Annotated in this window: 20 protein-coding genes; 9 read left to right on the top strand and 11 right to left on the bottom strand. The window is 65.2% G+C overall.

The annotated features are described in order from the left end of the window. Positions 1-60 precede the first annotated feature (60 nt). Positions 61-1,716 (top strand): CHASE domain-containing protein, encoded by a 1,656-nt coding sequence (locus BRAGE_RS0133200; RefSeq protein ID WP_027561185.1) that lies wholly within the window; start codon positions 61-63, stop codon positions 1,714-1,716. A 97-nt stretch (positions 1,717-1,813) separates the two neighbouring features. On the opposite strand, the gene BRAGE_RS0133195 is transcribed toward BRAGE_RS0133200, so the two are convergent. Beyond that, positions 1,814-2,422: a TetR/AcrR family transcriptional regulator gene (locus BRAGE_RS0133195; RefSeq protein ID WP_027561184.1), complete on the bottom strand. Its 609-nt coding sequence runs from the start codon at positions 2,420-2,422 to the stop codon at positions 1,814-1,816. 270 nt (positions 2,423-2,692) lie between these two features. Then, positions 2,693-3,835, bottom strand: coding sequence for an OpgC domain-containing protein (locus tag BRAGE_RS0133190; RefSeq protein WP_027561183.1), 1,143 nt, complete (start codon positions 3,833-3,835; stop codon positions 2,693-2,695). Positions 3,836-4,411: 576 nt separating this feature from the next. Between BRAGE_RS0133190 and BRAGE_RS0133185 the strand changes: the two genes are divergently transcribed. From BRAGE_RS0133185 to BRAGE_RS0133175, 3 genes are read left to right on the top strand one after another with little or no spacing between them, the layout of a single operon-like run. Beyond that, positions 4,412-6,526, top strand: coding sequence for a TonB-dependent siderophore receptor (locus BRAGE_RS0133185; RefSeq protein WP_231164211.1), 2,115 nt, complete (start codon positions 4,412-4,414; stop codon positions 6,524-6,526). A 9-nt stretch (positions 6,527-6,535) separates the two neighbouring features. Next, on the top strand, positions 6,536-7,750 hold the full coding sequence (locus tag BRAGE_RS0133180; protein ID WP_051378228.1) for a PepSY-associated TM helix domain-containing protein: 1,215 nt from the start codon (positions 6,536-6,538) through the stop codon (positions 7,748-7,750). Beyond that, positions 7,747-7,929, top strand: coding sequence for a hypothetical protein (locus tag BRAGE_RS0133175; RefSeq protein WP_051378226.1), 183 nt, complete (start codon positions 7,747-7,749; stop codon positions 7,927-7,929). The genes BRAGE_RS0133180 and BRAGE_RS0133175 overlap by 4 nt, the downstream gene beginning before the upstream one ends. Positions 7,930-7,931: 2 nt before the next feature. On the opposite strand, the gene BRAGE_RS0133170 is transcribed toward BRAGE_RS0133175, so the two are convergent. The 3 genes from BRAGE_RS0133170 to BRAGE_RS0133160 all read right to left on the bottom strand — a co-directional run bounded on the left by BRAGE_RS0133170 (position 7,932) and on the right by BRAGE_RS0133160 (position 10,032). After that, positions 7,932-8,387 (bottom strand): hypothetical protein, encoded by a 456-nt coding sequence (locus BRAGE_RS0133170; RefSeq protein ID WP_027561179.1) that lies wholly within the window; start codon positions 8,385-8,387, stop codon positions 7,932-7,934. A gap of 82 nt (positions 8,388-8,469) precedes the next feature. Beyond that, positions 8,470-8,841: a DUF883 family protein gene (locus tag BRAGE_RS0133165; protein WP_027561178.1), complete on the bottom strand. Its 372-nt coding sequence runs from the start codon at positions 8,839-8,841 to the stop codon at positions 8,470-8,472. A 78-nt stretch (positions 8,842-8,919) separates the two neighbouring features. Beyond that, the gene (locus tag BRAGE_RS0133160) at positions 8,920-10,032 is read right to left on the bottom strand and encodes an AI-2E family transporter (protein ID WP_027561177.1); all 1,113 of its coding nucleotides are present in this window, start codon (positions 10,030-10,032) and stop codon (positions 8,920-8,922) included. A 212-nt stretch (positions 10,033-10,244) separates the two neighbouring features. Here BRAGE_RS0133160 and BRAGE_RS0133155 point away from each other — a divergent pair, with 212 nt between their 5' ends. Continuing rightward, positions 10,245-11,033 carry a L,D-transpeptidase gene (locus BRAGE_RS0133155; RefSeq protein WP_027561176.1) on the top strand — a complete coding sequence of 263 codons (789 nt, stop codon included), beginning with the start codon at positions 10,245-10,247 and terminating at the stop codon, positions 11,031-11,033. Positions 11,034-11,049: 16 nt separating this feature from the next. Further along, positions 11,050-11,703 carry a DUF2865 domain-containing protein gene (locus tag BRAGE_RS0133150; protein ID WP_027561175.1) on the top strand — a complete coding sequence of 218 codons (654 nt, stop codon included), beginning with the start codon at positions 11,050-11,052 and terminating at the stop codon, positions 11,701-11,703. A gap of 201 nt (positions 11,704-11,904) precedes the next feature. Here the strand turns inward: BRAGE_RS0133150 and BRAGE_RS0133145 are convergent, their stop codons facing one another. Continuing rightward, complete coding sequence (locus BRAGE_RS0133145) at positions 11,905-13,998, bottom strand: methyl-accepting chemotaxis protein (RefSeq protein WP_027561174.1); 2,094 nt, start codon at positions 13,996-13,998, stop codon at positions 11,905-11,907. Positions 13,999-14,339: 341 nt separating this feature from the next. Continuing rightward, the gene (locus BRAGE_RS0133140; RefSeq protein WP_028146462.1) at positions 14,340-16,433 is read right to left on the bottom strand and encodes a methyl-accepting chemotaxis protein; all 2,094 of its coding nucleotides are present in this window, start codon (positions 16,431-16,433) and stop codon (positions 14,340-14,342) included. Between the two features lie 272 nt (positions 16,434-16,705). On the opposite strand from BRAGE_RS0133140, the gene BRAGE_RS50495 reads away from it, so the two are divergent. Then, a complete protein-coding gene (locus BRAGE_RS50495; RefSeq protein WP_008546817.1) occupies positions 16,706-16,861 on the top strand; it encodes a Thivi_2564 family membrane protein in 156 nt (51 codons plus the stop codon). A 63-nt stretch (positions 16,862-16,924) separates the two neighbouring features. Here BRAGE_RS50495 and BRAGE_RS0133130 read toward each other — a convergent pair whose 3' ends face one another. From BRAGE_RS0133130 to cysD, 4 genes are all read right to left on the bottom strand, one after another. Next, on the bottom strand, positions 16,925-17,125 hold the full coding sequence (locus tag BRAGE_RS0133130) for a CsbD family protein (RefSeq protein WP_008546815.1): 201 nt from the start codon (positions 17,123-17,125) through the stop codon (positions 16,925-16,927). A 146-nt stretch (positions 17,126-17,271) separates the two neighbouring features. After that, positions 17,272-19,437: a malate synthase G gene (locus tag BRAGE_RS0133125; RefSeq protein ID WP_027561172.1), complete on the bottom strand. Its 2,166-nt coding sequence runs from the start codon at positions 19,435-19,437 to the stop codon at positions 17,272-17,274. Positions 19,438-19,840: 403 nt separating this feature from the next. Beyond that, a complete protein-coding gene (gene cysC, locus BRAGE_RS0133120) occupies positions 19,841-21,757 on the bottom strand; it encodes an adenylyl-sulfate kinase (RefSeq protein WP_027561171.1) in 1,917 nt (638 codons plus the stop codon). 20 nt (positions 21,758-21,777) lie between these two features. Next, on the bottom strand, positions 21,778-22,572 hold the full coding sequence (gene cysD / locus BRAGE_RS0133115) for a sulfate adenylyltransferase subunit CysD (RefSeq protein ID WP_027561170.1): 795 nt from the start codon (positions 22,570-22,572) through the stop codon (positions 21,778-21,780). A 245-nt stretch (positions 22,573-22,817) separates the two neighbouring features. On the opposite strand from cysD, the gene cysG reads away from it, so the two are divergent. Together cysG and BRAGE_RS0133105 are read left to right on the top strand one after the other, a co-directional pair. Continuing rightward, positions 22,818-24,242 (top strand): siroheme synthase CysG, encoded by a 1,425-nt coding sequence (gene cysG, locus BRAGE_RS0133110; RefSeq protein ID WP_027561169.1) that lies wholly within the window; start codon positions 22,818-22,820, stop codon positions 24,240-24,242. Further along, positions 24,239-24,556, top strand: coding sequence for a DUF2849 domain-containing protein (locus BRAGE_RS0133105; RefSeq protein WP_027561168.1), 318 nt, complete (start codon positions 24,239-24,241; stop codon positions 24,554-24,556). Before cysG ends, BRAGE_RS0133105 begins: the two co-directional genes overlap by 4 nt. The last annotated feature ends 2 nt before the right edge of the window (positions 24,557-24,558 follow it).

Raw genomic sequence — 24,558 nt, 5'->3', positions numbered from 1 at the left:
GAGCGGCGTTCATATGCTCCGTGCTTATTGTCGACCTGCTGCTTTCGCCTGAGTAGTCGCGTGGTCCGGCTGGGTTTCATCATCGGTTTCATCGCTCTGCTCGGAGCCTTGCTCTCCGGGCTGGCGGCCTATCGCGTTCACGACCAGGAGCTGGCGCTGGACCGGATCGCGCTCGCGCGGGCGATCGACGTTCATGCCAGCCTCGTCCAGGACCGGCTGACCGAGCGCGAGCTGCTCGCGCGCGTCGCCTCAGGCCTGTTCCGCGCGCCATCGGTGCTCAAGCCGAACATGCTGGAGCCGCTGCGCTCGGCCATCTACGCCTTCAAGACCGATTTCGTGGTGGCCGGTTGGGTCGCCCGCCTTCAGCCGAACGAGCTCGCTGCGGCGCAGGCCGCGATCTCGGCCGCCGGCTTCCCGAGGCCTGAGATCCGCGACTACAACGACAAGCCGATCACCGGCCTCACCCAGCCGATCGACGTGCTGATGGATCTCGAGCCGCGCAGCGACGAGACCAAAATGCTGCCCGGCCGCAGCTATGATCAGGACCCGGTGCGCAGCGCGATGCTCACCCGCGCCCGGGTCGAGAAGAGGTCGGTCGCCTCCGATCCGGTGCCGCTCTTGCATCCGAACGGGCCGATCGGCGTGATCGTCGCAGCTCCGGTCATTCCCGAAGGCGCGACCGTGCCGGTCGGCTTCGTCACATTTTCTTACGAACTCGCATCGTTGATGCTGACCAATGACGACATGTCGTTGTTCTCGGTCGCGCTCAAGGACCCGCGCAGGGAAGGCGGCGAGCTGATCGCCAACGACCAGGGCGTGGTCTCGACGCGCATTGCGGCGGCGGACGGGCCGGCGCCGTCGGCGACGCGCACGGTGAGCTTCGGCGGCCGCGACTGGCAGCTCAGCTACTACGCCAAGACCAACTCGGCGCGGCGCGCAGAGCAGACCGCGATCATCGTGGCCGCGATTGGCTTTGCCATCACTGCGATGGTCTGCGGCCTGTTCGGCTATGTCGCCTACAACAATTTGCGGCTCAGCCGCGAGATCCAGGTGCGGATCGGCTTCGAGCGGCGGCTGACCGCGGTCATCGACGAGCTCAACCACCGGGTCAAGAACATCCTGGCGGTGATCCAGTCGATCGTGACGCGGACGCTGCGCCACGGCTCGGACATCGACGTCGCGCGCGAGCTTTTGATCGGCCGCATCCATGCCATGTCCAACGTGGTCTCGCTGCTCAGCGAGAGCCAGTGGCAGGGCGTCAAGCTGAAGGGCCTGTTCGAGGCGCGGGCCATCCCGCATGCGGATCGCATCGCCGTCACCGGTCCCGACATCGCCGTCAGCGCGCGCGCGGCGCAGAGCCTGTCGCTGCTGTTCTTCGAGCTCGCCTCACATTCCGACGAGGGCCTGTCGCTGGTCGGCAAGCATCCGCACATCACCGCCAACTGGACGGTGACGGGCGAGGCGCCCGACGAGGTCTTCCATTTCCGCTGGGAGGAGTTCAACACCAGCGAGGCGACGCGCCGCCCGGATTCCGATTTCGGCCTGATCCTGCTCGACCGCGTTGCGCCCGAGGCGCTCGGCGGCACCGCCAAGCGCTTCTTCACCGACGTCTCCTATGTCTACGAGCTGACCGCGCCGATGGAGACGGTGGTCGACATGACCGAGCGCGATCGCACCGACAAGATCTCGGCGCCGGTAAGGCCTGTGCGCGGCTAAAGCGCGATGAGATCAGGATGAATCGTCATCGCGCTTTAGCTTGTTGTTTGCGCATGATCTTTTCGGAAAACCGCTACGCACTCTTCGGGATCATGCTTTAGCCTTTCGGCCGCAGGATCAGGTCGACCAGGCTGCGCGCATAGCCGGGCGTGATCGGCGTGATGCCGAAGACGTAGCGGTAGAACAGGCTGCCATAGATCGCGTCATAGAGGTCTCCGGCCGGTCCGTCGGCCAGGATGCTGCCGTCGTTCTGGCCTGCGGCGATGATTTCCACCAGCGCGTCGCGGCGGAATTGCAGATAGCGGGCGTAGAACAGCCTGGCCGAGCCGGTCTTCGAAATGCATTCGGAGATGACGGCGAGCTGGACCTTGCCGAATTCGCCCTGAAGCGCCTCGGCATAGGCCGCGGCGTGGCGGCGGGTGCGCGCCGCGGGGCTGCCAGAGCTCGCCGGCGGCAGCGGCAGCATCTGCGCGGCATGGTAGAGGAAGGCGTCGATCAAAAGCGCCTCGCGCGACGGCCACCATTTGTAGATCGTCATCTTGGAGACGCTGGAATGGCGCGCGACGGCGTCGATGGTGGTGGTGGCAAGGCCGGTGGCCGCCATCAGCGCATAGGCGCTTTCGAGAATGGCGTTGGTGGTCTCGATCGACCTCGGCCGGCCGCGCCGGGGCGTGCTGCCGGCCTCTTCACCCCCGCCTTTCGCCATTGCCACGCCGGTCTCCTCACGACACCCGGCATAGCGCAGCCGCCGCTTTCGGCCTAGCAGAATCGCACGATTATTTTGGCAAGGTCTCTTCGAGCGAAGTGGATCGTGTGAAGAAAACGCATCAAGATAAGTAGCCAAGGCCCCGTTCCGATTCCATCGGAACAGAGCTCTAGAGCATGATCCGGAAAAGTGTGCAGCGGTTTTCCGAAAAGATCATGCTCAAACAACGACCTAAAGCGCGATGACGATTCATCCTGATCTCATCGCGCTTTAGGCCTGCTGGCGCAAGGCCGCCGGCAGGTCCTGCCGCTTGGACCAGGAGATGTAATAGGCAACTCCGGTTAGCGCGGCGAAGCCGACGAGGCTCACCGCGATCTGCATCACCATCAGGTTCGGCCCGGTGATCAAGATGAGATGGCCGGCGAAGGACAGGAACACGGCGATACAGAACACCGCGAGCCATTCCTCGCCGCACGTGATCACCGCCTGAAGCGGCCGCCAATTCAGGCCGGGATGATCGGCCGGAATGAGATGGGTCGCGAGGAAGGCGAGCGCGAGGAAATGGACCACGCGATAGGGCGCGAGGTTTTCCTTGTCGGTCGGCGTGATGCCGCTGAGGAAGACGTCCGGCAGGTAGGCGGACAAGGCCGGCGAATGGCGCATCAGCGTGACAGCCATCGCGAAGATGAGATAGACGCCGGCGAGGATCCGCAGCCAGGACATGCCGCGCAGCGCCCGGCCGGGCGCGCCCGTCACGGCGAACCAGCCGCCCAGCACCATCAGCATCTGCCAGCACAGCGGATTGAAGGTCCACTCCTGATCGGGATAGACCCGGAAATTCCAGTCGAACCAGCGCGCCGCCAAATACAGCGCGACCGATGCACCGAGCGTCACGTTCGGCCGCCGCAGCAGCCCCCACAGCACGAGCGGAAAGAATGCCATCAGCGGGATCATCAGTTGCAGCAGGTCGAGGTTCAGCGGCTCCTCCTGCAGCACGAGGCCGCGCACCAGGATGCGCAGCGGGTGCTCGAGAATCCCGGAGATATTGTATTCGTGGATGATCTCCGGCGCCATCGACTGCGATGCGACATAGGCGATGGTGTCGATATAGATCACGAACAGCACGACATAGGCCGCGTAGAGCCGCCAGACGCGGCGGAAGATGCGCGTCGCGGCGACGAGATAGCCGCGCTCCAGCGCCATCCGTCCATGGATGATGGCGACGCCATAACCGACGACGAACACGAACAGGTCCGCGGCGCCGCTGAAGCCGAAATTGCGCAGCGTCAGCAAATTGACGACGTTGTTCGGGATGTGATCGACGAACACCGACCAGTTGGCGATACCGAGCGTCAAATAGAGCCTGGCGTCGTGATGGAATGCGGCGAGGTTCGCCTTAACCGACGGCTTCATTGCTAAATATTTCTTTTGGAATCAGGGCGCTGCTTTTAGCGGCAACCGCCAGCCCGTCCGAGTAGCGTTTGCGTGAGCGGGGCCGGTTTTGTCCCGGCTGGTGAAAAATTGCGCAACGCGAGCCGGCGTGGTGGCGGGCCCGCGCTTACCCCCGCCCGGGACGCAATTTTCGGAAAGAGGGCCGTTCTGTCTTCGGCTTACGAGAGACCTTCCGCGGCGGCGCTGCATGGTTCTGCGCGTGGTTGCAGCGCTTCTCAAGTCTAGAAATGGAAAATCTCCAGGCTGGAGGCCTTCTAGCAGGCAAGGTTGAACCGCTGCGGTACCTCCTTGGTCCGGCTGCATGCATGCGCGGCCGTCGGAATTGGGGAAGTTGCAGTGGGCGTTTTGGAAGTGGGGCGCTGGCGGCTCGTGGGGGCCGTCAGCTCAGTTGTTTTGATCATTGCGACGGGGGCGGCGGCACAATCATCGACGGCGGCGCCCACCGAGCTCAGCCCGGTCACCGTGCAGGGAAGCGCACCTCCGAAAGGTGCGAACGCATCACCTTCGCGCCGAAGCAACGCGGCCCGCGCGCGAACGGTGCGACGCTCGAATGTGCCCGCCGGCGCCGCTGCTGCGGCCGCAACCGAGGCTGGATCCGGAGCAGGCCGCAAGGAAACGGCCTTCGGCCACGTCGATGGCATGGTCGCAACCCGCAGCGGCACCGGCACCAAGACCGATGCGGCGCTGATCGAGACGCCCGTCGCAATCTCCGTCGTGACCCAGGACCAGATCCAGGCCCAGGCTGCGCAGAGCATCGCGCAGGCGGTCCGCTATTCACCGGGCGTGCGCAGCGAGACGACCGGCGCAGACGCGCGCTTCGACAATGTTTATATTCGCGGCTTCCTGGCAGACCAGTACCTGGATTCGCAGCGGATCCTGAACTTCGGCGTGTTTGCCTATCCGATCATCGAGCCCTTCAATCTCGAACGCGTCGAAATCCTGCATGGGCCGGCATCGGTGCTGTACGGCCAGTCATCGCCCGGCGGCATCGTCGATCTCGTCTCGAAGCGTCCGACGCTGGAGCCCTATCACGAGATGTTCGTGTCAACCGGCAGCTATGGCCGCGCGCAAGGGGGCGTCGATCTCTCCGGCCCGATCGACAAGAACAAGGAGTTCCTCTACCGCTTCACGGCGTCCGGCTTCGACGTCAACAGCCAGGTCGACCACGTCGAGTATCAGCGTATCTCGATCGCGCCGTCGCTGACCTGGCGCCCCGACAACGACACCACGCTGACCGTGCTCGGCACCTATCAGCGCGATCCCAAGGCCGGCTTCTACAATCAATTGCCGCCGAATGGCATCGGCACCATCACGCCCTACAAGGGAAGCTACATCCCGACGAGCTTCTATTCCGGCGAGCCGAATTTCGACAAGACCGACCGTACCCTCGGCATGGTCGGATATCAGCTCGAGCACAGCTTCAACAACAATCTCAAGGTTCGCCAGAACGTCCGCTACATGGACCTCAGCACCGATTTCGCGGTGGTGTCTCCCAACGGCAGCCAGACCGATCCGACCAACCTCGCGCGCGGCGCTTTCACGACGCAGGAGGTCATCCGCTCCATCAACGCCGACAACCAGGTCGAGACGAAGTTCAATGCCGGCCCGTTCGAGCATACCGTGCTCGCCGGCCTCGACTACCTCCACGCCACCGACAACCGGCTCAATGGCAGCCTCACGGTCGTCCCCGCGATCAATGCGTTCAATCCGGTTTACGGGGTATCGATCGGGCCGGTGCCTTACACGACGAACGTCCATCAGAGCCTTGATCAGCTCGGCGTCTATGCGCAGGACCAGATCAAGTTCGATCGTTGGGTCGCGTTGCTCGGTATCCGCCACGATTTGGCGCAGTCCCGCACGGAAACACTGACCTATGCGAGCGGCGTCACCGCGATCGCGCCGAAATCCGATACCGCGGTGACCAAGCGCGGCGCGCTGCTCTACAAGTTCGACAACGGAATCGCGCCCTACATCCAGTACACCGAGTCGTTCCAGCCGATTGCCGGCACGACCTTCGCTGGCAGTCCGTTCGCGCCGACGACCGGCCAGCAGGAGGAAGTGGGCATCAAGTATCAGCCCAATGCCAAATCACTCTACACGATCGCGGCGTACAATTTGATCCAGCAGAACGTGCTGACACCGGATACCGATCCGTCCCACGGCGTCGGACAGCGTGTCCAGACCGGCGAGATCCGTTCGCGCGGCATTGAGCTCGAGGCCAAGACCGAGGTCAACCGCGAGCTGACGCTGCTGGCCTCCTACACCTATCTCGACAACGTCGTGACACGGAGCAACACGCCAACCCAGCTCGGCAGGCATCCCGTCGGCATGCCCATGAATTCGGCAGCGGCCTGGGCCGATTACACCTTCCGCAGCGGCCCGCTCGACGGCTTTGGTCTCTCCGGTGGCGTCCGCTACGTGGGCGAGACGCCGGGCACGACCGCCAACACGTTCTACGTCCCGGCCGTGACGCTGTTCGATGCCTCGCTCCATTATGATTTCTCGGCGCTGGGGCCGATGTTCAAGGGCTATTCGGCACAGATCAACGCCACCAACATCTTCGACAAGACTTACGTCACGCTCTGCCAGGACATCGGCTGCTATTACGGCCTGCGCCGCAACGTGATTGCGACGCTGCGCTACCGCTGGTAGAGGAACGGGATGAGCGAGCAGGCCGCCTTCGAGGAACGTGTGTATGAACGCAAGCCCGCACTGCGGCGCTGGCTGTTCGTGCACAAATGGTCGAGCCTGATCTGCACGCTGTTCCTGCTGCTGATCTGCATCACGGGCCTGCCGCTGGTGCTGCGCGACGAGATCGACGGCCTGCTCGACGACGCCTTGCCTTATGCCCAGGTGGCGGAGGGCACGCCCAATGTCAGTCTCGACCGGGTGGTCGAAGCCAGCCGGAAAATGTATCCCGGCGAGACCATCATCTCGGTGTTCGTCGATGACGACGAGCCCAAGATCATGGTGTTCATGGCGAGCTCCTGGGAGGCGTTCAAGGCCAATCGCCGGGCGATCCATTCGATCCGGTTCGACGCCCACACCGGCGACGTGCTGAAGCAGACGAAACCGTTCGGCGAGGACGGGCTCACCTTCCTGCAACTGATGTTGTCGCTGCACCGTGATCTCTTCGCAGGGCTCGCGGGCGAGCTGTTCCTCGGCGCGATGGCGCTGCTGTTCATCGCCGCGATCGTCTCGGGGATCGCGATCTACGGGCCGTTCATGCGCAAGCTTGATTTCGGCACCGTACGTGCGGCCCGGTCGCGGCGGTTGAAATGGCTGGACCTGCACAATCTGCTCGGCGTCGTCACCCTCGGCTGGGCGCTGGTGGTCGGCGCCACCGGCGTGATCAACGAGCTCTCGACGCCTCTGTTCGCGCTATGGCAGCAGACCGACGTGCGCGCGATGCTGGCGCCGCTGCAAGGCAAGCCGGTGCCGCAGACCTCCGAACTGTCCTCGCCGCAGGCCGCCTACGACACCGTGAAGGCCGCATTCCCCGACATGACCACCACCAGCGTGGTGTATCCGGGCGCGCCGTTCGGCTCGCCGTTCCACTACGTGGTCTGGACCAAGGGCAGGGAGCCCTTGACCTCGCGCCTGTTCAGCCCGGTGCTGGTCGATGCCAGGAGCGGCGCGCTGGTCGCCGCGGTCACCATGCCCTGGTATCTGCGCGCGCTGGAGCTGTCGCGTCCGCTGCATTTCGGCGATTACGGCGGCATGCCGCTGAAGATCATCTGGGTGCTGCTTGACCTCACCACGATCGTGGTGCTTGGCAGCGGAGTTTATCTCTGGTTTGTGCGGTCGCGGGCCAGCAGGGCGCAGGAGGGGTCTGCGGCGGCCATGCCGCTGGCATCGCCAGGTGCCGCGGAATGACGGGACGCCGTTCGCTAGCCCTGATCTGGCGCTGGCCGTCGCTGCTCGCAGCCTTGAGCATTTTCGGCCTGCTCTCCGCGTTGCTTGGTCAAACCGGCTTCTGGCTGCCGCTGTCGTGGATCGCGCTGGCGACGCCGCTCGCGGTGGCCGTGGTCTGCATCAACCGCAGCCGGGCGTGACGTCACTCTGCCGGCTCGGCCGAGGCCTCGTCGGATACGCTGGCGCGGCTCGCCATGATGCCGAGTGCGACGCCGCCGATGGCGAGGATCGGCAAGAGCCGCTTGACTCCGATGGCGCGAACGATCTGGAGCCCCGTGGCGAGCAGCATGGGATCAGCAAGCATGCTGTGCGCCGCCGACTTCGCGGCGCGCTCGGCCGCGATGTGGGCTTCCTTGCGCAATTGCCGCTTGTAGGCCCAATAGCTCACCGCCGCGGTCAGGGTCAGCAGGAAGAAAATGCCAGCCCCCGCGAGGCACGCCTGCACCGGACCATATTTCTCGAGCACCGAGATGAACGCCGCCGCGCACAGGAAGCAGGTCGTGATGAACAGCGCGAATGCGGCGCCTGCGGCGAGGGAGGTCAGCCGCACGGTCGTGCCGGCGGAAGCATTGATCCCGTCGATGATGCGCTGAAACATGGCCTTGCTCCTCAAATCCCCACAAGCCGCCGCCGGCGGCGCCACAGCGCGCCGCCGTTATCTCGATTCCGTTCCGCGGACCTTACCGCCGCCAGGCGGCGCCGATCAGGAAGCCGATGCCGAGCGCGAGACCCACGGTCGCGAGCGGCCGCTGCGTGATCGCATCTTCGAGCGTCTCCTCGATCGACCCGTAGGCGTCCTGCGCAGCACCCATCATCGCGCTGCCCCGGTCCGACATGTCGTCGATCGCCGAATCCATGTTCTCGCGCGCCTGGCGGTAGCCGCGTCTGGCCTGCTTGCTGGTGGAATTGGCAAAGGTATTGAGCGCGTCGGTGATCTGGTCGGTGAGGGCGGCGATATCGCTTTTCACGGCTGCTACATCCTTCTCGAGGCGTTCTCTGGTGGCTTTGTCGGTCCAGTCTCTGATCCCGGCATCGGCATTGGGCGTGGACATCAGGAGCTCCGAACTGTTGACGGCTGAGATAGCCGGAAAACGCTTCGTCGCCGGGGAAGTTCCGTTCACGGAAACCGGTCAGTCCTGCGGCAGCTGCGGCGCATCCGGCGGCAGGAGATGCTCCTTCAGGATCAGCGCGACGATCAGGAGCGGCGAGGACAGGAACGCGCCCATCGGCCCCCACAGCCAGGTCCAGAACGCGAGCGCGAGCAGCACGGCGAGCGCATTCAGCGCCAGCCGCCGCCCGATGATGGTGGGCGTGACGAAGTGTCCTTCCAGGAAGGTGATACCGCCGAAGGCGAGGGCGGCAAGCAGGCCGCCGCTGATGGTCGGGAAGGCGACGAGCCCCACCACGACCAGGACGGCGAACATCGCGATCGGCCCGATGATCGGGATGAAGTTTAGGGTTGCCGCCAGTGCGCCGAGGCCGGCGGGATTGGGCATGTGGGTGAGCGCGCAGACGATGCCGGTGGCAACCCCAACGCCGACATTGATGAGCGTGACGGTCAGCAGGTAATTGCCGAGATGGACCTCGATCTCGTTGAGGATCCGCAGCGTCCGCAGCCGCGCGTCGCGGTCGCTGAAGGTCATGATCAGCGCCCGCCGCAGATCGCGCCAGCTCGCGATGAACAGGATCAGCGTAACGAAGAACAACAGGAATTCGGTGAAGGTCGGCGACAGGAATTCCAGTGTCGGCTGCACCCATTCGAATTTCGGCATCTGGAAGCTCGGCAATCCCTCCGAGCCGCCGACCATGGTCTGCAGCTCCCGCCACAGCAACAGAGGCCGGTCGAACACGTGCAGCTTGTCCTTGAGCTGCGCGCCGAGCTCCGGGAGGCGCGAGCTCCATTCCATCACCGGCGAGGCGATCAGCGCGACGACGAAGGCGACCACGGCGGTCACGGCGACCACGATCAGGACGGCGCCAAGCCCGCGCGGCACCTTGCGATTCTCCAGGAAGGTTGCCGCCGGCGACAGCATGGTGCCGGTGACGAAGGCCATCACCACGGGGAGGAAGAACGCCTTGCCGACATAGAGCACGGCCACGATCGCGATCAGGAGCAGGCCCGCGAGCGCGAAGGCAACGAATTCGGTGCGGCGGATCACCGGCGGCAATTCGCTATGGCTGTCGGGGAGCGGGGCGCCTTCGCCGTTACCGGAAATCAGACGTTCACTGGGAAGGACGCGCACAATATCTCTCTCCCGCACGGAAGCTTCCGCGCGCCCACTCACTGTTGATCGTCCAACGCCCCGGTGGGGCTGCGGTTCCATCGCGGCTTCGTGAAGTCGTGCTCGCTTGACTGTGACGTTGCCGTCTCAACAGGCGGCGGAACTTGAGTCGCGTCGACTGCGTTTGTTGGAAAGCCGCATCACCCTGATGCACACATCCAACGGGGCAGCACATGACAACGTTTCTTGCCGTCCGTCGCCGCTTCTCGCCGCGCGCCGTAACCGCTTTTGCCTTTGCGACAGCATTGCTGACGGTGCCGTTCGGCGCCGCCAGCGCGCAGACCTACGGCTATGCGCCGATGCAGCCGCAGCTCTATCCGCAAGACCAGAGCTATTCGCGAGGTTACGCCAGCCAGGGCTATGTCACCGGCGAGCCGCAGGCGACGGATGAGGACGCCGCGCTGCCCGATCGGCTGCGCAAGCAGATCGTCAGCTTCGACCGCGGCGAGCCGGCCGGTACCATCGTCATCGATACCGGCAATACCTATCTCTACTACGTGCTCGGCAACGGCCGTGCCATCCGCTACGGCGTCGGCGTCGGCCGCGAGGGCTTCACCTGGTCGGGCGTGCAGAGCGTCAGCCGCAAGGCGGAGTGGCCGGATTGGCATCCGCCGGCCCAGATGATCGCGCGCCAACCTTATCTGCCGCGCTTCGTCGCCGGCGGCCCGGGCAATCCGCTCGGCGCGCGTGCGATGTATCTCGGCTCGAGCGAATACCGCATCCACGGTACCAACGATCCCACCACGATCGGAAAGTTCGTCTCCTCCGGCTGCATCCGCATGACCAATGAGGACGTCATCGACCTGTTCAGCCGCGTCAATATCGGCGCCAAGGTCGTGGTGCTGCCGAAGAACGCCCCGCTGATGGCCAAAGGCGGCGACCCCGTTCGCAAGCGCCCGGCGATGACGACGCTGCCGTCGGGCCGGCAGGCGCTGAACATGCCGACGTCGACCGTGAACTAAGAGTACGAGAGGTCACATGATCAGACGTTCGATCGGCAAACTGGCCGGTGGCGCGGCGGCGTTGTTCGCCGTCGCCTCTCTCGGCCTCGCGCTGACGCCGTCCGCGCATGCGGAGGATTTCTTCTCGGCCTTGTTCGGCGGCTTCCGCATGCGTCCGCCGCCGCAGATCCGCGTCCCGTTCCCGAACGACGACATGCCGCGCTACGAGGCGCCGCGTTCGCGCGCCAGCTATGGCGGCGGCACGGCCTATTGCGTGCGCGGCTGCGATGGCCGTTACTTCCCGGCGCAGGGCAACGATGCCGAGAGCAAGGCGCAATCCTGCAAGAGCTTCTGCCCGGCGTCCGAAACCTCGCTGGTTTATGGCAGCAATATCGACGAGGCGACGACAGAGAACGGAAAATCCTATTCCGACCTGCCCAACGCCTTCCGCTATCGGGGCGAGCTGGTTGCCGGCTGCACCTGCAACGGCAAGGATCCGGTCGGGCTCGCCCAGGTCAAGGTCGAGGACGATCCCACCTTGCGCAAGGGCGACATCGTTGCCGGCGCCGACGGCCTTGTCGTCGCCAACCGCAACGCCAACGACCGCCACGGCGTCGCGATGAACTTCTCGCCACTGCCGCAATCAGTCCGCGCCAAATTCCGCCAGGTGCCGGTGGTGGCGAAGGAGTAGGGCGGGCATTGGCTGAGTTGTCGCGATAGCAGCCCAACAAAGATTGTCGTCCCGGACAAGCGAAGCGCAGATCCGGGACCCATAACCACAGGAAGAAGTTTGGCGAAGACTCGGAGTTAGCAGCTCTCGCCAAACTCCTCCCTGTGGTTATGGGTCCCCGCGTTCGCGGGGACGACAGCGCGCTTGTCGTGCCAGCGTGGCCTAGGCCGCCCGAATCTTGCCCAGGAAGTCGCTGACCTGCTGGCCGAGCTGGCGGCTCTGCGTCTCCAGCGTCTCGGAGGCCTGCTTGACGTTCTCGGCCGCACCGGCCGCGGTGTCGGCGTCGGCCTTCACGCCGGTGATGTTGTCGGAGACGTTCTTGGTGCCCTGTGCCGCGTATTGCGTGCTGCGGGTGATCTCCTGCGTCGCCGCGCCTTGCTCCTGCACGGCGGCGGCGATGGCGGTCGCCACTTCATTGACCTCGCCGATGATGCCGCCGATCGCCTGGATCGCGTTGATGGCATCGCCCGCGACCTTCTGGATGTCGGCGATCTGCTCGGAGATTTCCTCGGTCGCCTTGGCAGTCTGGCTCGCCAGTGACTTTACCTCGGAAGCGACCACGGCGAAGCCGCGGCCGGCCTCGCCGGCGCGCGCCGCTTCGATCGTGGCATTCAGCGCCAGAAGATTGGTCTGCGCGGCGATGGTGTTGATCAGCCCGACCACCTCGCCGATGCGGCCTGCGGATTGCGCCAGCCCCTGCACGGTGCCGTCGGTCTCGCGCGCCTGGTTGACGGCACGGCTGGCGATGCCAGCGGCATGGGCCGCCTGCTGGCTGATGTCGTTGATCGAGGCCGACAGCTCCTCGGCGGCGGCCGCCACACTCTCGACGCTGGTGGAGGCGTCGTTCGACGCCTTGCCCGCGATCTCGACGCGCTCATTGGTCTTTTGCGACACCGCGGAGAGGTCGCCCGAGGTCTTGCGCATCTCGCCGGAGGCTTCGCTGAGCTCGCCCAGCGACTGGCGCACCACGCCCTCGAACTCGCCGACATAGGCCTCCATCGCGCGCTGGCGGGCGGCAGCGCCGGCATTGCGCTCGCGCTCCTGCGCCTCGATCTTGAGCTTGTCGATCGCCTGCTGCTTGAACGTCTCCAGCGCACCGGCGAGCGAGCCGATCTCGTCGTGGCGGTCGAGATAGCCGCTGTCGACGCTGAGATCGCCGCCGGCGACTTTGAGCATGGCGTCGCGAATCCGGTGCAGTGGCGTGATCACGCGGCGGCTGACCGCCAGCATGGCGGCGCCGGTCAGGACGATGGCGGCCACGAGCAGCGCCGTGTTGATGATCAGCCACTGGACCGCGGCCGAGCGCTGAGCCGCGGAATGATCCTTGGCGGCCTCCAGCGCCGCATCGGCGAGCTTCACCGCGGTCATCATGCGGGGCACCGAATAGGGGCTCCACTGGTTGGCGGTCATCGACGGCTTCTCGCCCTTGGCGATCGTCGTGATGATACCGTCGCGCGTGGCGGCATATTGCGGGTCGAAATAGGTCGACTTGGTTTCGCTGATCGCGGCGCTGAGGGCCGGCGGTAGCTGCATGCCCGAGGCGGCCAGCTCGATTGCAGTCCAGGCGGCGTCGGTGCCGCCGACGAATTTGGTGTAGGCCAGCTGCAATTCGGGCGTAATCTTGCCGCCTCCGAGCGCGTTGCCGACGATCTGCGAGGATTCGCCCGCATTGCTGCGCAGCAGCCAGGCCATCTGCTTGATGGTCAGGAGCTGGTCGATGGTGGCGTCCTGGTGGTTGACGCTGGCGGCGAGTGCGCCGGCCAGCTTTTCGAGCTGCACCATCAGCGTGTCTTCGGTTGCGACATATTCCTTGGCAAGACCGGCGCGGCGATCAGCGCGGGGCTTGACGGCCTCGGTCCAGAACTCGGCCTGCTCGGCCAGCAGCGTCTTGTTCAGGGTGCCGAGATCGGTGAGGAACGCCTCACGCTGGACGAGGTCGGTCGTCGGCAGGATCTCGAGCGTGCGGGCCAGCGCCGGCATCAACGCCTGGCGGATGTCGCGGATGTATTTTTCGATGTCCTTGTCCATCGGGACGTCGGAGGTCAGCTGGCGGTTGCTGGTCGAGCGGTCGGCCCGGATATTCGCCATCGCCTTGAACACTTCGGCCGAGGCGGCGGAGACCGCGACGATCCGGTTGGCCTGCTGCAGCCGGCCCCATGAATTCCACGCGCTGATCGAGAAGCCGATGACAACGACGAGCGCGGTGGACAGGATCACCGCCTTCAGCAGCGTGGAGACGGTCAAGCGGTTGAGCATCGGACACCCCGGTATGCGTTTCGAAGTTCGTGGCCCTGAACGGCGCCCCCACGAACCTCGAACGACCAAAGGGATGCACGTAGATGCGCATGCTCTCGGGCAGGCGCTCGATGCGCATTTGGCCTGAAAAGGGTAAAAACTTAGACAGTGTTCCCGGGGTATAATTACGGGGCCTTAGCATGCGGCGCTTGCGCGGGCTCGCATCATCGGTGTTCGGCTCGCATCGCCGGTGGTTGAAGCGACGCCGCCCCAATCTCCGCCGTCGTCCCCGCGAACGCGGGGACCCATAATGGGTCCCCGCGTTCGCGGGGACGACAGCGAGTTTGTGGCGCCAGCGTGCCCTACGCCGCGCGGATCTTGCCGAGGAAGTCGCTGACCTCGTGGCCGAGCTGACGGCTCTGGCTTTCCAGCATCTCCGAAGCCTGCTTCACGTTGTCCGCGGCCGCCGCAGCAGCGTCCGCATCCGCCTTGACGCCCGTGATGTTGTCCGAGACGTTCTTGGTGCCCTGGGCCGCGAATTGCGTGCTGCGGGTGATCTCCTGGGTCGCCGCGCCCTGCTCCTGGACGGCGGCGGCGATGGCGGTTGCGACCTCGTTGACCTCGCCGATGATGCCGCCGATGGTCTGGATCGCGTTGATGGCGTCGCTCGCTACCCTCTGGATGTCGGCGATCTGACCGGAGATTTCCTCCGTCGCTTTCGCGGTCTGGCTGGCCAGCGACTTCACCTCGGATGCGACCACCGCAAACCGCGTGCCGGCTTCGCCGGCCCGCGCCGCTTCGATCGTGGCGTTGAGCGCGAGCAGATTGGTCTGCGCCGCGATGGTGTTGATCAGACCCACGACCTCGCCGATGCGTCCTGCGGACTGGGCCAGCCCCTGAACCGTGCCATCGGTCTCGCGGGCCTGGTTGACGGCGCGGCTGGCAATGCCCGCGGCATGGGCCGCCTGCTGGCTGATATCGTTGATCGAGGCCGAGAGTTCCTCGGCGGCGGCGGCGACGCTGTCGACGCTCATCGAGGCGTCGTTGGAGGCCTTGCCGGCGACCTGGACGCGGTCGTTGGTCTGGCGCGACACCGCGGAGAGATCGCCAGAGGTCTTGCGCATCTCGCCGGAGGCTTCGCTCAATTCGCCCAGCGTCTTGCGCACCGCGCCCTCGAACTCGCCGACATAGGCTTCGACCGCGCGCTGGCGTGCGGCCGCGCCCGCATTGCGCTCGCGCTCGTGCTCCTCGATCTTGAGCTTCTCGGCCGCCTGCCGCTTGAAGGTCTCGAGTGCGCCGGCCAGCGCGCCGATCTCGTCCTGGCGGTCGAGATAGCCGCTGTCGACGGCGAGGTCGCCGCCGGCGACCTTGAGCATGGCGTCGCGGATGGTGGTGAGCGGATGGATGACGCGGCGGCTGACCAGCATGATCGCGCCGGCGGCAAGTCCGATGGCGAGCGCCAGCAGCGTGAGCTGCACGATCAGTGCGCGTTGAGCCGCGCTGCGCTGGTCCAGCGTATGGCTCTTGGCGGCATCGAGCGCGGTCTCGGCCACGGCCACTGCGCCGGCGAGGCGGCCCACCGTGACCGGGGTCCATTGGTTCGCCGTCATCTCGGCCTTTTCGCCATTGGCAAGCGTATTGGCGAGGCGATCGCGAAGCGCCAGATATTGCGGATCGAAATAAGCGGTCTTGACCGTCGCCATGGCGGACGACAGGGCCGGCGGCAGCTGCATGCCCGAGGCCGACAATTCCAGCGCCTTCCATGCCGCGGCCGTTCCGCCGACATATTGGGTGTAGGCGAGGCGGGCCTCCGGCGTGATGCGGCCGGCATTGAGCCCGGTCGAGATGATCAGCGAGGCTTCACCGCCGGTGTTGCGCAGCAGCCAGGCATTCTGCTTGATCGACAGCAACTGGTCGATCTCCGCGTCCTGGTGGTTGACGCTGGCGGCGAGGATGTTCGAGAGCTTGTCGAGCGTCTCGAGCAGGCCCTGCGTCGTCTCCATGTACTCTTTCGGCAGGCCGGCACGACGCTGGTCCTTGGGCTTGGCGACGTCCTCCCAGAACTGCTTCTGCTCCTCGGTCAGCAGCTTGTAGAGCCGCGACAGCTCCGGCACCAGCGTGCCGGACTGCGGAAACTCCATGGCAGGCAGCAGCTCCAGCGCGTGTCCCATCGCCGGCATCTCGGCGTCGCGGATCCCGCGCAGATATTTCTCGATCTCGGGATCCATCGGCTCGGTCGCGTTGAGGAGCCGGTTGGTGCTCGAACGGTCGGTGCGCAGATTGTGCATCGCCTTGAACAGATCGGCGGAAGCGTCCGCGATCTGCGAGATGCGGTTGGCGGTCTTGAGGCGATCCCAGGACTCGTAGGCGGTGAGCGAGAGCGCAATCACCACGCAGGCCGACGTGATCGCGATCACCGCCTTCAGCAGCGCGGATACAGTCAGACGATTGAGCATCGAAATCCCCCCAAAGTCCCATTTCCAAAGGTCGTGAAGACGCCCGGCAACATCGAAAACATTGGGCGCGCAGATCGGCAATTGCGTACCGTTTGCGGCTCGGAGCCCGAACGGTTTCCGCATCTGAAAGGAAAAGGGTAAAGTTTTAGGCAGCCGGCCGCACTGTAGAAATACGGAATTACCAGAAGTTGTAATGGGTTGGCCGGATGGAACCGGCGCGCGAGATCGGCGTTGGGACTACCGTTGGCAATTGGCCTGAAGGGGGCCTCGCAATGCTGGTCGGCGTACTCGTCACCTTTCTCGTCGTTATTCTCGTGCTTTATCTCATCAACATGCTGCCGATGGACGGCCGCGCCAAGCAGATCGCGCGCGTGATCGTGATCATCATCGGCATCGTGTCGTTGTTGAAATATCTCGCGGTGTTTTAGCGAGAGCGGCCTACGGCCCAAACAGAAAGCCCCGGCGCGAGCCGGGGCTTCGTTCGTGCCGCACTAGTGCAGCGACTTCAGCCAGTCGTCGACGTCCTGACGGACCTGGTCCTTGGCCTTGCCGTAGCGTTCCTGCAGCCGGCCTTCGAGCTGCTCGCGGCGTCCCTCGATCAGCTGGAGGTCGTCGTCAGTGAGCTTGCCCCATTTCTCCTTGGCCGATCCCTTGAACTGCTTCCAGTTTCCTTCGATGCGATTCCAATCCATGACCATCTCCCGTTGGTTGATGGCCCGACAACGCGAGGCGCGCGCAGCCGTTCCGCGGCGCGCCGCGGCGTTTCGCCCAACAAAAAAGCCCCGGCTCGCGCCGGGGCTTTTGACGTCCGAATGACCGGGCTCAACCCGCCGCCTTGTTATCCAAGCGCCTTGGCCTCGCGGCGGCGCGCGGTGAGGATGTATTCGGTGTAGCCGTTCGGCTGCTCGCGTCCCCTAAAGATGAGGTCGCAGGCGGCCTTGAAGGCAACGCCGTCGAAGGCTGGCGCCATCGGCTTGTAGATCGGATCGCCCGCGTTCTGCTTGTCGACGACGACGGCCATGCGTTTGAGCGATTCCATCACCTGCGCCTCGGTGATCACGCCCTGGTGCAGCCAGTTGGCGAGATGCTGGCTGGAGATGCGCAAGGTCGCGCGGTCTTCCATCAGGCCGACATCGTGGATGTCAGGCACCTTGGAGCAGCCGACGCCCTGGTCGATCCAGCGCACGACGTAACCGAGGATGCCCTGGCAGTTGTTGTCGATCTCCTGCTTGACGTCGTCAGGCGCCCAGTTCGACTTCGATACCGGAATGGTGAGGATGTCCGAGAGCTTGGCGCGCGGGCCACCCTTGGTCAGCTCCTGCTGACGTGCGATGACGTTGACCTGGTGGTAGTGCAGCGCGTGCAAGGTCGCCGCGGTCGGTGAGGGCACCCACGCCGTGGTGGCGCCGGCCTGCGGATGCGCGAGCTTCTGCGCCAGCATGTCCGCCATCTTGTCGGGGGCGGCCCACATGCCCTTGCCGATCTGGGCATGGCCGGGCAGGCCGTCGATCAGGCCCATGTCGACGTTCCAGTCCTCATAGGCCTTGATCCAGGCCTGCGCCTTCATCTCGTTCTTGCGGATCATCGGACCCGCTTCCATCGAGGTGTGGATCTCGTCGCCGGTGCGGTCGAGGAAGCCGGTGTTGATGAACATGATGCGCTTGGAGGCGCGCTGGATGCAGGCCTTGAGGTTGACGGTGGTGCGCCGCTCCTCGTCCATGATGCCGACCTTGAGCGTGTTCTCGGGCAGGCCGAGCATCTTCTCGACGCGATCAAAAATCTCGCAGGTGAGCGACACTTCGTCGGGACCGTGCATCTTCGGCTTGACGATATAGGCCGATCCGGTGCGGCTGTTCTTGACCTTGGAGTTACCCTTGAGGTCGTGGATGGCGAGCAGGCCGGAGACGGCGGCATCGAGCAGGCCTTCCGGCACTTCCTCGCCCTTCTCGTCGAGTACCGCGTCGGTGAACATGTGGTGACCGCAATTGCGCATCAGGAGCAGGCTGCGGCCGTGCAGCTTGAGCTCGCCCTTGCCATCGGGCGTCTTGTAGACGCGGTCGGCGTTGAGCGAGCGCGTCAGCGTCTTGCCGCCCTTCTCGAAGTCCGCCGACAGCGTGCCGTTCATCAGGCCGAGCGTGTTGCGATAGACCAGCACCTTGTCCTCGGCGTCGACCGCGGCGACCGAGTCTTCCATGTCGAGAATGGTGGAGACGGCGGCTTCCATGATCATGTCGGCGACGCCGGCCGGATCGTCCTTGCCGATCGCGCTGCTGCGGTCGATCGACACTTCGACATGCAGGCCGTTGTTGACGAGCAGTACCGCGCTCGGCGCAGCCGCATCGCCCTGGAAGCCGGCGAACTGCGCGGCGTTCTTCAGCGCGGTCGCGTTGCCGCTCTTGAGCTTCACCGCGAGCTGGCCCGCGACGACGCTATAGGCGGTGACGTCGGTGTGGCTGCCGGTCGCAAGCGGCGCGGCGGCGTCGAGGAAGGCCTTTGCTTTCGCGATCACCTTGTCGCCGCGGGCCTTGTTGTAACCCTTGCCGCCCTCGGAAGGATCGTGCGGGATCGCGTCGGTGCCGTAAAAGGCGTCATAGAGCGAACCCCAGCGCGCGTTCGCCGCGTTCAGCGCATAGCGCGCATTGGTGAGCGGCACGACGAGCTGCGGGCCGCAGATCTTGCCGATCTCCTCGTCGACATTGGCGGTCTCGACCTTCTGCGTCGCCGGCTCCGGGACGAGATAGCCGATCTGCTTCAGGAACGCGGTGTAGGCGTCGAGGTCGAACGCCTTGCCCTTGTTGGCGCGGTGCCAGTCGTCGATCTTGGCCTGGAGCGCGTCGCGGAACGCCAGCAGCTCGCGGTTCTTCGGTCCCAACTCCTTGATGATGCCAGCAACCCCGGCCCAGAACGCATCCGGCGCGATCCCCGTTTTCGGGGCCGCTTCCTTGGCGATGAAGTCAAACAGGACGGGAGCGATCTTCAATCCGTGGGCGTCGACGCGTTTCATGATGGGCTTTCTTGTTGGAAATGGCTGTTTTTGGCTGCTTTTGACCCGACAGCAGCAAAATGCGCCCACGAGGGGCGGCTTTCGGGGACCTATTAGCCCCAAAATCGAGGCGGTGAGAAGACCCCCAAAGGTTTGTCAAAATGTCAAGGCGAGGGGGTTGGCTCGTTTTACAAACCGATCGGGCCCGGCTCCACACCACGCGCACAACTGCGCTCCCTCCCCCTTGCGGGGGAGGGCGGGGGAAAGGGGTGGCCCAGGAATTGGTGTGTCTGAGTTCGACGGAGCGAGTGCTAGTGATGGAGAGAGTCCCCGTGTGGACCCCTCTCCCTAACCCTCCCCCGCAAGGGGGAGGGAACGCACTGCCCGTGTGGCGCCGCGCGCGTGCCAGCGAAAGCACGTGTGCTCAAATATTCGCGGCGAGGTCCACGAGCTCGTCGAACAGCACGCCTGATGTCTTGAGCATGAGTTCGATCTCGTCTGCCGCCTCGGCGACCGTCCGCTTCGACGTGTCGATCACGAGCTCTGCCGCCTGCGGCGCCTCGTAGTCGTTGCCGATGCCGGTGAACGAGGCGAGCGCGCCGGCGCGGGCTTTCTTGTAATGGCCCTTGGGATCGCGCTCCTCGCACACCTCCGCCGGCGTCGCGACATGAATCTCGCGGAAGGCGGTGTCGGCGATGCGGCGCGCGGTGGCGCGGTCCTCGCGGGCGGGCGAGACGGCCGCAACGATCGCGATATGGCCGTTGCGGGCGAGATGTGTCGCGACCTCGGCGAGGCGGCGGATGTTCTCGCTGCGATCGGCGGCCGAGAAGCCGAGATCGCTGTTGAGGCCGGCGCGCAGCGTGTCGCCGTCGAGCAGGATCGGCGAGCCGCCATTGGTGAAGAGACGCCGCTCCAGCGCCCGCGCCAGCGTCGACTTGCCGGAGGCCGGCAGGCCGGTGAGCCAGACAACGGCACCGTTGTGGCGATAGCGCGCGGAACGCTCGTCCGGTCGCAGCGCCGATTCCACCGGCACGATGTCGACAGGCACTGCGCGCTGGCCGGCATCGACCGACAGCACCAGGCCGCCGCCGGCGATGCGTCCGGACACTTCGATCACGAGGCGGCCGGTGCGCGGGTTCTCGGTGTAGGGATCGGTGGCAATCGGATTCGAAAGAGAAATGTCGATCTCGCCGACATGGTGACGGCCGATCGCCTTGTTCTCGCTGCTGGAGAGCTCGCCGGGATCGACCGCCTTCTCGATCGCGACGACGGTGGCGCGGCTTTCCTTCGGTCCGCAGCGCACCAGCAGCTGGTCGCCCTTGGCGAGCGGCTTGTCGTGCAGCCAGAAGATGCGCGCGCGCAGCCGCCGCGTCTCGCGCGGGGCGGCGCCCGCATGCGCGATGATGTCGCCGCGCTCGATGAACAATTCGCGGTCGAGCGTGATGCCGACCGAGCGGCCCGCGCCCTGACGGCTTGCGATTGGTGTCAGCGGCCAGCTCTCGACCGACTTGATCTTCGCGATCTTGCCGGCCGGCATAATCACGATCTCGTCGCCGGCAATGAGGCTGCCGGATTCGATGCGGCCCGCCACGATGCGGCGGTCGTCGAACTTGTAGATCGCCTGCACCGGCAGGCGCAGCGCCAGCGCTTCCAGCGGCCGGGCCGGCTCGAGCCGGTCAAGCGCCTCGACCACGGTCGGTCCCTTGTACCAGCCGATGCGGTCGGTGTGCTCGGCGACGCCGTCGCCATCGCGCGCCGAAATCGGGATCACCGCTGCCGGCGTCACGCCGAGGCCGTTCAGATGCGCCGAGATTTCCTCGCTGATCGCCTTGAAGCGGTCGGATGAGAAATCGACGCGGTCCATCTTGTTGACGACGACGGCGACCTGCTTCACGCCGAGCAGATGCAGGAGATAGCCGTGCCGCCGGGTCTGGTCGCGCACGCCTTCGAGCGCATCGATGATCAGCACGGCGCCGTCAGCTTGCGAGGCGCCGGTGATCATGTTGCGCAGGAATTCGGCGTGGCCGGGCGCGTCGATCAGCACGATGTCGCGCGAATTGGTGCGGAAGCGGATCTGCGTGGTGTCGATGGTGATGCCCTGGTCGCGCTCTGTCTGCAGCGCATCGAGCAGGAACGACCATTCGAACGGCATGCCGCGCCGCGCGCTGACGGCTTTCAGCATTTCCAGCTTGCCCTCGGGCAGGCTGCCGGTCTCGTGCAGGAGACGACCGACCAGCGTCGACTTGCCGTGATCGACATGGCCGACGATGACGATGCGCACTTGCGGACGCGTGGTGCCGTTCGGCGTGGCGGACGACGTGGGGGTGACGATCATGTTCATAGCCGCGGTGCGTCCTAAGATCAGAGATAGCCGGCGACGCGCAGGCGCTCGAAAGCGTCCTCGGTCTCATGGTCGAGCGCACGGCCGGCGCGCTCCGGCACCTTGGTCTGCTCGAGCTCGATCAGGATCTCGTCGATGGTCGACGCGGTCGAATTCACGGGGTTGGTGATGTCCTGATCGCCCAGCGAGCGATAGCGCTTGCCGTCCTTGGCAAGATACAGCGGGATGATCGGAATGTTCTCGCGCTTGGTGTAGGCCCAGATGTCGGCCTCGGTCCAATGCAGGATCGGGTGGATGCGCAGGTGAGCGCCCTGGGGAGGCGAGGCGTTGAAATGATCCCAGAACTCCGGCGGCTGGTCGCGCACGTCCCAATTGCCTTCGAGACCGCGCGGTGAGAACACGCGCTCCTTGGCGCGGGTGGCCTCCTCGTCGCGGCGTATGCCGGCGATCAGGCCGTCAAAACCGTATTTGCCGAGCGCCATCTTGAGGCCCTCGGTCTTGCGCGCGGCGGAACGGGCGGCGGGGGGAAGCGTCGGGTCGACCGCATCGATGGGCGGGCAGGGCTCGACGCGCAGGTCGAGATCCCACTCCTTCCCGTAATGATCGCGAAAGCGATACATCTCCGGAAACTTCTTGCCGGTGTCGACATGGAGGGCCGGGAACGGCATGCGACCGAAGAAGGCTTTCCGCGCCAGCCAGATCATGACGTTGGAGTCCTTGCCGAGCGACCACAAGAGGGCGATCTTTTTCAGGCGGGCAAAGGCCTCGCGGAAGATGTAGATGCTCTGGGCTTCGAGCTGGTCGAGATGGTCCATGCTGGGCGCAAGATCAGCAGAAAATTCTTGCGTGCCCGAGCGGCTGACGAGGGCCGGGCTGCTCACTCCGACAACTGCGGAATCGTCCTTGAGAAGATGCATCTCTGGCACTTTGCGTTTGGAGGCGAAAATTCTATAGTTGCAGTGCAGAAGAGAAGAAAAAATTTTCTCTTTGCGCGCTCGAAACGACACATATATAGAAAATAATTCCAGTCAACCCCGGATGTGGGGGAAGCGAGTATCGCATGCGGTTCTTGCCGGTGTTTCTCGATCTCAAGGCCGGTCCGGTGGTCCTCATCGGCACGGGCGAGCTTTTGCGCGCAAAATTGCGCGTGCTCGCCGCTGCCGGCGCGCACATCCGCGTGCATGCGATCGACGGCAATCATGACCTCGGCCTCGGCTCCGAGGACGCGGCGCGCGTTGAGATCGCGAGCGGCGATCCGCTGACCGCTGATCTCGCCGGCGTCATCGCCATCGTCTGCGCCGGTGCGGGTGACGTCGGCGTGGCCATGTCGGTTCGCGCCAAGGCGCTCGGCCTCCCCGTCAACGTCATGGACGATCTCGAACATTCCAGCTTCATCTTCCCGGCCATCGTCGATCGCGGCGATGTCGTGGTCGCGGTTGGCACCGGCGGTACCTCGCCGGTCGTGGCGCGGCGCGTGCGCGAGAAGATCGAGGCGCTGCTGCCCGCGCGCATTGGCGAGCTCGCCGAGTTCATCGGCACCTTTCGCAAATCGATCAATGAGCGGATCGCCGAGTTTCCGCTGCGCCGCCGCTTCTGGGAGCGCGTCATCGACGGTCCGATCGGCGCTTCGGTGCTCGCCGGCCGCAAGCGCGAGGCGGACGTGGCGCTCAAGTCCATTTCTGATCCGTCGGCATTTGCGCGCGCGGACAAGCCGGAAGGCTCGGTCGCGCTGGTGGGTGCCGGTCCCGGCGATCCTGACCTTCTCACCATCAAGGCGCTGCGTGCGCTGCAGGATGCCGACATCGTCTTCCATGACGAGCTGGTCTCGCCCGAAATCCTCGATCGCATCCGCCGCGACACAACGCGCGTTGCGGTCGGCCGCCGCGTCGGCAAGCCCGGCATCGGCCAGGACGCCATCAACAAGCGCATGATCGAGGCCGCGCAGTCCGGCCAGCGCGTGGTGCGGCTGAAGGGCGGCGATCCCTTCGTGTTCGGCCGTGGCGGCGAAGAAGTCGAAGCGCTGCGCGCCGCCGGCGTCGCCTACTCGATCATTCCCGGCATCACCGCGGGGCTCGGCGGCGCCGCCGATTTCGAGGTGCCGCTCACCTTCCGTCATGAAGCGACCCGCATCACTTTCCTCACCGCGCACAAGGCGCGCGATGCCGAAGCCGTGGACTGGTCGACGCTGACCGACACCAGGATGACCGTCGTGGTCTACATGGGCATGACCGCCGCGCCCGCGATCCGCGAGGGCCTGTTCGCCGCCGGCCGCTCGCCGGAGACGCCGGTCGGCGTCTTCGCCCGCGTCACGCGTCCCGACGCGCAAGGCGCGATCGGCACGCTGCGCGATCTGCCCGAGCTCGTGCGGCGGACCAATGGCGGTCCCGCCATCCTCATCATCGGCGACGTGGTCCGGCATGCCGGCTCGCTTCTCCGCCAAACCCCAAAACAAATCATCTCTGACCTATTGGATGCAGCCGAATGACCTCCCCGCTCGAACAGAAGAAGATCAAGATCGCCGGCCCCTCGGTCGTGACCGCCAACCGCACGTGGGACGGCATCGTGGTGTACCGCACCGCCGCCAAGAGCTGGTCCGCCGACCTCTCGGAAGCTGCGATCGTGCGCAACTCCGACGAGGCCAAAGCGTTGCTTGCAGAGTCGGTCGCCGATGACGTCGGCGCCATCGGCCCCTATATCGCCCCGGTGCAGGTCGGCGCGGACGGCAAGATCGAACCCGGCAACCTGCGCGAACAGATCCGCCGCACCGGTGTGACCATCGGGTCGTCGGCCCAGGTTTAAGG

Origin of the sequence: Bradyrhizobium genosp. SA-4 str. CB756, from assembly GCF_000473125.1 — a bacterium.
Classification (GTDB): Bacteria; Pseudomonadota; Alphaproteobacteria; order Rhizobiales; family Xanthobacteraceae; genus Bradyrhizobium; species Bradyrhizobium arachidis.
Note: the sequence above shows the minus strand (reverse complement) of the source record. Positions and strands in the feature narration are given on the sequence as shown.

Bases quoted from the DNA above. Each gene is read 5' to 3' on its own strand.
- BRAGE_RS0133195 (WP_027561184.1), bottom strand. From the start codon at position 2,422: ATGGCGAAAGGCGGGGGTGAAGAGGCCGGCAGCACGCCCCGGCGCGGC.
- BRAGE_RS0133190 (WP_027561183.1), bottom strand. From the start codon at position 3,835: ATGAAGCCGTCGGTTAAGGCGAACCTCGCCGCATTCCATCACGACGCC.
- BRAGE_RS0133180 (WP_051378228.1), top strand. From the start codon at position 6,536: ATGAGCGAGCAGGCCGCCTTCGAGGAACGTGTGTATGAACGCAAGCCC.
- BRAGE_RS0133175 (WP_051378226.1), top strand. From the start codon at position 7,747: ATGACGGGACGCCGTTCGCTAGCCCTGATCTGGCGCTGGCCGTCGCTG.
- BRAGE_RS0133170 (WP_027561179.1), bottom strand. From the start codon at position 8,387: ATGTTTCAGCGCATCATCGACGGGATCAATGCTTCCGCCGGCACGACC.
- BRAGE_RS0133165 (WP_027561178.1), bottom strand. From the start codon at position 8,841: ATGTCCACGCCCAATGCCGATGCCGGGATCAGAGACTGGACCGACAAA.
- BRAGE_RS0133155 (WP_027561176.1), top strand. From the start codon at position 10,245: ATGACAACGTTTCTTGCCGTCCGTCGCCGCTTCTCGCCGCGCGCCGTA.
- BRAGE_RS0133150 (WP_027561175.1), top strand. From the start codon at position 11,050: ATGATCAGACGTTCGATCGGCAAACTGGCCGGTGGCGCGGCGGCGTTG.
- BRAGE_RS0133145 (WP_027561174.1), bottom strand. From the start codon at position 13,998: ATGCTCAACCGCTTGACCGTCTCCACGCTGCTGAAGGCGGTGATCCTG.
- BRAGE_RS0133140 (WP_028146462.1), bottom strand. From the start codon at position 16,433: ATGCTCAATCGTCTGACTGTATCCGCGCTGCTGAAGGCGGTGATCGCG.
- BRAGE_RS50495 (WP_008546817.1), top strand. From the start codon at position 16,706: ATGCTGGTCGGCGTACTCGTCACCTTTCTCGTCGTTATTCTCGTGCTT.
- BRAGE_RS0133130 (WP_008546815.1), bottom strand. From the start codon at position 17,125: ATGGATTGGAATCGCATCGAAGGAAACTGGAAGCAGTTCAAGGGATCG.
- BRAGE_RS0133125 (WP_027561172.1), bottom strand. From the start codon at position 19,437: ATGAAACGCGTCGACGCCCACGGATTGAAGATCGCTCCCGTCCTGTTT.
- cysC (WP_027561171.1), bottom strand. From the start codon at position 21,757: ATGAACATGATCGTCACCCCCACGTCGTCCGCCACGCCGAACGGCACC.
- cysD (WP_027561170.1), bottom strand. From the start codon at position 22,572: ATGGACCATCTCGACCAGCTCGAAGCCCAGAGCATCTACATCTTCCGC.
- cysG (WP_027561169.1), top strand. From the start codon at position 22,818: ATGCGGTTCTTGCCGGTGTTTCTCGATCTCAAGGCCGGTCCGGTGGTC.
- BRAGE_RS0133105 (WP_027561168.1), top strand. From the start codon at position 24,239: ATGACCTCCCCGCTCGAACAGAAGAAGATCAAGATCGCCGGCCCCTCG.